Raw genomic sequence first — 5678 nt, forward strand, 5'->3', positions numbered from 1 at the left:
TCAGAAAAATAGTGCTTTCTAAACTTAAAGTTTACCAGCAAAACCAATAATACTGCAATGGACATATGCAACACAGGGTTTGACAAGGGCCCAATTAAAAAACTACCCAAACCTGCCAGTACTCCTCCAAGACTAAAAAAGCCATGTGAAGCCGCCATGAACTTTACTTTGTCTTTTTTCTCTATTTCAGTGACCAAAGTATTCATCGAAATATCAGTGATACCATTAGAAGCCCCAAAAAGAAACAAAGCCGCCATTAGAACATAATAATTGGGTGCTAATAACGGTAACATTGCCGCAGTACAACTAGCCAATATTCCGTAGAAAGTACTCTTACCTACGCCTACACTATTTATAATTGCAGATGCAAAAGGAAAAACCGCAAAAACACCCAGAGCCAAAAAGAAAATAGCAAGACCTAATTCTGACTTATTTATCTCTAATGATTGTTTTACAGTTGGTATATAAATAGCCCACGTACCAAATAGAATATTAATACTGGCAAACACCCACGACGGACCGAAGTATCTAGCATTCCCTAAAATTAACTGTAGTGATTTCACTTCGTTGTTTGTAGTTGGCTATTGGCTTAAATTTTAAAATTACTTTTCTATTTTCTCTATTCTATTCTCTTTTTTCTACTAAAACCTAATTTGACAATACTCCCGCTTTTAAAATTTGACCAAAACGGTACATATCTTCATAACTAGAATAAAAAGGAGCCGGTGCCAAACGAATTACATTGGGCTCTCGCCAATCTGTTACAACTCCGTTTTCCATTAAATAATTAAAAAGAGATTTGCCTTGACCATGTAAGAATACAGAAAGCTGACAACCTCTATCTACCGGAGTAATAATTTCAAAAGTGCTATCTACCTCTTTATCTATTTCTTGTAGAATATATTCCAAATACGAAACAATTAGGTTTCTTTTTTCAATCAACTTTTCCATCCCCACTTCTTCAAACATGGTCAATGAAGCCAAATAGGGCGCAACCGATAGCACAGGTACATTACTTATTTGCCAAGCATCGGCATTTTCCATTGGTTCAAACTCTGGCTTCATTAAAAAACGGGTTTCCTTTTTGGTTCCCCACCATCCTTCAAAACGTTGAATGTTTTTTTTGTTCAAGTGTTTTTTATTCACGAAAATTCCAGAAGCATTCCCCGGTCCGCTGTTCATATACTTGTAACTACACCACGACGCAAAATCTGCATCCCATTCATGGAGTTTTAATTCCACATTACCTACAGCATGGGCAAGGTCCCAACCTACGTTGGCTCCTACAGCTTTACCCGCTTTGGTTATAGCTTCCATATCCATTACCTGACCATTGTAATAATTAACGCCGCCAATTAAAACAAGTGCCAGTTCATCTCCCAACTCTTCAATTTTTGCCAGTATATCTTCTGTTCTCCAGTGATGCTCCCCTTCTCTCTTTTTAATCTCTACAATAGTTTCATCCGGGTCTAGCCCATGAAAACGAACTTGACTTTGAAACATGTATTGATCACTAGGAAATGCTTTTTCTTCACAAAGAATCTTAAATCTCTTTTGAGTAGGGTTGTAAAAAGAAACCATCAATAAATGAAGATTTACCGTAAGCGTATTCATTACCGATATTTCTTCTGGCAACGCCCCCACTACTTTTGCCAAGGGTTCTGCTAGGCGCTCATGATAGTCCCACCAAGGTTTTTCTGCATAAAAATGACCTTCAACGGCAAGTTCCGCCCAATCTTTCATAACCTCATCTACAAACGATTTGGTTCTTTTTGGCTGTAATCCTAGAGAATTACCGGTAAAATAGATGACCTCTTTCCCATTAATTTTAGGAAAAATAAATTCATCTCTATATGTTTTCAAATTGTCCTTCGCATCTAAGGACCGAGCAAATTCCAACGTATTTTTAAATTCCATAGCTAATTTTCTATAAAGGTAAACATAAGCCTACAATTTTATAAGCTCCATTCTATAATAGCATTTTAAGATTCCGTTCTTAATCTCATTTCTATCATGTGTCTTTTAAACCCTTTTTTTTCATAGGCTTTAATAGCAGGTTCATTTTCCTCATATACATGTAACCTTATTTCCGTAAGCCCAATATTCATGGCCCAATGCTGTAAGGCTTCCACAATTTTACCATTAATTCCTCTACCCCTGTAATCCGGATCAGTATACATAAAACCCAAGTAAGCAAAGGTCTCATGATTCAAGTAAGGTCTTGCCTGTTTTTCTAATGCATAACCCGTTGCCACAATTTTATTTCCGTCACAAGCAACCATAAGTGTAGCTCTGGGGTTTTCCATCAACGCATTTAAATCATAATAATTTACACCACTTTTTCGTATCGTAGGATCCATTGGGCGCTCTGCCTTGACCACTTCTTGCTCATGTTGTAATAGTACAGGCACATCATTTTTTATGGCTTCCCTAATGGTAATTTCATTGTTCATAGCTATAGTAATTTGAGTCCATTAAAATAAGGCTTAAAACCCTATTTTTGCAAAAAGAAACGCATGCATTTTTTATCGCCACTTTTAGAAAATTACTTAGCGGACCACTCTCAGCCAGAACCTAAGTTGTTACAAGAACTTACCCGAGAAACGCATTTAAAGGTTATTCAGCCACGTATGCTAACAGGGCATTTTCAAGGTCGTGTTTTAAGTTTACTTTCTAAATTGATACATCCTGCCAACATTCTTGAAATTGGGACGTATACCGGTTATTCCGCTTTATGTCTTGCGGAAGGATTACAGAAAAACGGACAATTACATACTATTGATGTCAATGCAGAGCTAGAACAAATTCAGCGCACTTTTTTTGATCGAAGTGATTACGGTAATCAGATTATACAACATGTAGGCAATGCTTTGGACATTATCCCTAAAATGGATATCACCTTTGACCTTATTTTTATTGATGCGGAGAAAAAGCAATACGATAAGTATTTAGATGTTGTACTACCCAAAACCAAATCTGGCTCTGTGATACTTTCAGATAATGTATTGTGGTCAGGTAAGGTGGTTGAGCCTTTAAACCCAAAAGATGTGACCACTAAAGTATTGTTGGACTATAATAAAAAACTAAGTGAGCATCCACAATTAGAAACAGTATTGCTGCCTATACGTGACGGACTGACCTTAAGTAGGGTAAAATAAGCAGACCGTATAATTTGTAGAACAACCAGGCGGAGCATATACCTACCAAAGCACCTACCATTAAATCTATAGGAAAGTGCACCCCAACATACACCCTACTCATAGCAAAAAGTATGGGCCAGAAATAAAATAAATACACCCATTTAAATTCTCGCCTTAAAAAAAGAACGGTCAACGTAATTATAGAAAAGGAAGATGAGGCATGGCCCGAAAAAAAACTGAACCCGGACGGACTCCGTAATATACGGATCAACGTATTCAATTCTTCGTCATTATTAGGTCGTAAGCGGGCTACTACATGCTTAGTCAGGTCAGTGACCGTAGCTACAAAAGCTGCCATAATCAATATGGTCAAAATCATTGCTATAGCTTCTTTCTTTGGGAATTTTATAAAGAAAAGTGTAATGATCAATGCAAAGAGAGGAATCCAAGGTGGGAATTTGGTTACGGTAGACCAAAAAACATCGTACTGCTCTATACCAAGACTGTTAAGATAGACAAAGGCATCTCGATCCCATTGTAAGATCTTATCTAGCATAAGCGCTTATTTTCTCTTGATCGTACCGGTTACTTCATTGATATTTTTAGTGACGTCATTTATTTGCTTTTTAACGTCAGTACCTAAACCGGAACTAATATCCTGTTTCATGTCATCAATATCTTTTTTAATATCGGTCACAAAACTTGTATCTATACCTTGTTTGTCGGCACTTTTCTGAATTTCTTGTTTAATATCTTCGGTAGCGTCTTTTAACTGGCGCATACCTTTGCCCAACCCCTTGGCAATACCAGGAATTTTGTCGGCACCAAAAACCATCACTACGATAAACATAATGAAGAAAATTTCTGCGCCACTAATAAATAATGAATACATAGCAATCATACTACAAATATAAACAAGTTTAGTATCCAAATTAAAAAAGCCCCGTAGTTATACGAGGCTTTTTTCAATAAATGTTTTGTTAATTATTGTCCTTTGATTCCTTCTTTCATTTTATCGAAATCACTTTCTTGCTGTTTCTTTGGCCAACTATTGTTAGTTGTGTCAATATCGGCAGTTTCCATTTTAGGATCTATCTGAATTCCTTTTAGTTCAGATGCAGATGAGATTACCATACTTACCTCTTTACTGTTCTTTCTCCAAATTTCTGGCGGATAGGTAACATTCTTAACCGATCCGTCCGCATACGTATACTCAACAATTAAAGGCATTGGTAAACCACCAGGACTGTTGTACGTTACTTCGTAAAAATACTTAGGCTCTTTTATAGCTGCTCTTTCCGCGGCCGTCATATTATCCATCATAAACTCCTTCAACGTTTTAGAGGTTTCAGATGGTAAATTATTTTTAAGTTCCGGTGATATCATAGCTGCATCATCAAACTCCTCTAAATATACCATTGGTGGTAAATTAGACTCCGGTATACCACGCTCTGCCAAATAAGCTTTCATTTTCTTGTTAGGCTGATCGCTTACGTAGTATTTCTTAATATCCTTTACGGCCATATCTACATAGTCCGTAGTATAGAACCATCCTCTCCAGTACCAATCTAGATCAACGGCAGATGCATCTTCCATTGTTCTAAAGAAATCTTCTGGGGTTGGGTGCTTAAACTTCCAACGGTGAGAATAGGTTTTAAACGCATGATCGAACAACTCACGGCCCATTACGGTCTCTCTTAAAATGTTCAATGCTGTTGCAGGTTTTCCATAGGCGTTTGGTCCTAATTGAAAAACGTTCTCAGGGTTAGACATAATTGGGGATATTGTACTTTGATCACCACTCATGTAAGGTACGATCTTTGCCGGATCACCTCTTCTAGATGGATATTTATCGTTAGGTGCTATCGCCTCTGGAAAAGCCTCTCCAAATTCTTGCTCTGCCATGTATTGCATAAAGGTATCCAGACCTTCATCCATCCATCCCCATTGACGCTCATCTGAATTTACGATCATTGGGAAGAAGTTGTGTCCTACCTCATGAATGATTACACTGATCATTCCGTATTTGGTTCTGTCAGAATAGCTACCATCTTTATTTGGTCTACCGTAGTTCCAACAGATCATTGGGTACTCCATACCTTGTCTTTTGGCATGTACCGAAATTGCTTTAGGATAAGGGTAGTCAAATGTATGCGAAGAGTAAGATTTCAAAGTATGTGCTACAGCTTTTGTAGAATACTCTTCCCATAACGGGTTACCTTCTTTAGGGTACATAGATACCGCCATTACGTCTCTGTTACCCAATTTTACGGCTTGCATGTCCCAAATGAACTTTCTTGAGGTTGCAAAACCAAAATCACGAACATTCTCCGCTTTTAGCTTCCATGTCTTTGTTTTATCTGAAAAACCTTTTTCTGCAGCTTCTGCTTCTGCTTGGCTTACAATGATTACAGGCTTGTCATATGATTTTTTCGCTTTTTCATAACGCGCCATCATTTCTTTGGTATATACTTCTTTTCTATTTTGAAGTACACCTGTACCATCTAAGATATGATCTGCAGGTACGGTAATGTTCAC

At 37.5% G+C, this 5678-nt stretch carries 7 protein-coding genes; 1 reads left to right on the forward strand and 6 read right to left on the reverse strand.

What is annotated here, in order from left to right; genetic code table 11:
• From QZ657_RS16480 to QZ657_RS16490, 3 genes are all read right to left on the reverse strand, one after another.
• Positions 1-563 (reverse strand): MFS transporter (locus QZ657_RS16480; RefSeq protein ID WP_291968152.1); only part of this gene is annotated, 563 nt, incomplete at its 3' end.
• An 85-nt stretch (positions 564-648) separates the two neighbouring features.
• Positions 649-1917 carry a kynureninase gene (gene kynU, locus QZ657_RS16485; protein WP_291968153.1) on the reverse strand — a complete coding sequence of 423 codons (1269 nt, stop codon included), beginning with the start codon at positions 1915-1917 and terminating at the stop codon, positions 649-651.
• A 65-nt stretch (positions 1918-1982) separates the two neighbouring features.
• Complete coding sequence (locus QZ657_RS16490; RefSeq protein WP_291968154.1) at positions 1983-2453, reverse strand: GNAT family N-acetyltransferase; 471 nt, start codon at positions 2451-2453, stop codon at positions 1983-1985.
• 63 nt (positions 2454-2516) lie between these two features.
• On the opposite strand from QZ657_RS16490, the gene QZ657_RS16495 reads away from it, so the two are divergent.
• A complete protein-coding gene (locus QZ657_RS16495) occupies positions 2517-3158 on the forward strand; it encodes an O-methyltransferase (RefSeq protein WP_074669802.1) in 642 nt (213 codons plus the stop codon).
• Here the strand turns inward: QZ657_RS16495 and QZ657_RS16500 are convergent.
• The 3 genes from QZ657_RS16500 to QZ657_RS16510 all read right to left on the reverse strand — a co-directional run.
• The gene (locus QZ657_RS16500; RefSeq protein ID WP_291968155.1) at positions 3121-3696 is read right to left on the reverse strand and encodes a phosphatase PAP2 family protein; all 576 of its coding nucleotides are present in this window, start codon (positions 3694-3696) and stop codon (positions 3121-3123) included. The two genes, QZ657_RS16495 and QZ657_RS16500, sit on opposite strands and share 38 nt — an antisense overlap.
• A 6-nt stretch (positions 3697-3702) precedes the next feature.
• Entirely contained in the window at positions 3703-4032 is a 330-nt protein-coding gene (locus tag QZ657_RS16505) for a twin-arginine translocase TatA/TatE family subunit (protein ID WP_244275721.1), read from the reverse strand.
• A 92-nt stretch (positions 4033-4124) separates the two neighbouring features.
• On the reverse strand, positions 4125-5678 hold a 1554-nt coding region (locus QZ657_RS16510), incomplete at its 5' end, for a M1 family aminopeptidase (protein ID WP_291968156.1).

Source organism: Maribacter sp. (assembly GCA_020629415.1).
GTDB lineage: Bacteria > Bacteroidota > Bacteroidia > Flavobacteriales > Flavobacteriaceae > Maribacter > Maribacter huludaoensis.

Coding starts and splice junctions, on each gene's coding strand:
- kynU (WP_291968153.1), bottom strand. CDS start 1,917: ATGGAATTTAAAAATACGTTGGAATTTGCTCGGTCCTTAGATGCGAAG.
- QZ657_RS16490 (WP_291968154.1), bottom strand. CDS start 2,453: ATGAACAATGAAATTACCATTAGGGAAGCCATAAAAAATGATGTGCCT.
- QZ657_RS16495 (WP_074669802.1), top strand. CDS start 2,517: ATGCATTTTTTATCGCCACTTTTAGAAAATTACTTAGCGGACCACTCT.
- QZ657_RS16500 (WP_291968155.1), bottom strand. CDS start 3,696: ATGCTAGATAAGATCTTACAATGGGATCGAGATGCCTTTGTCTATCTT.
- QZ657_RS16505 (WP_244275721.1), bottom strand. CDS start 4,032: ATGTATTCATTATTTATTAGTGGCGCAGAAATTTTCTTCATTATGTTT.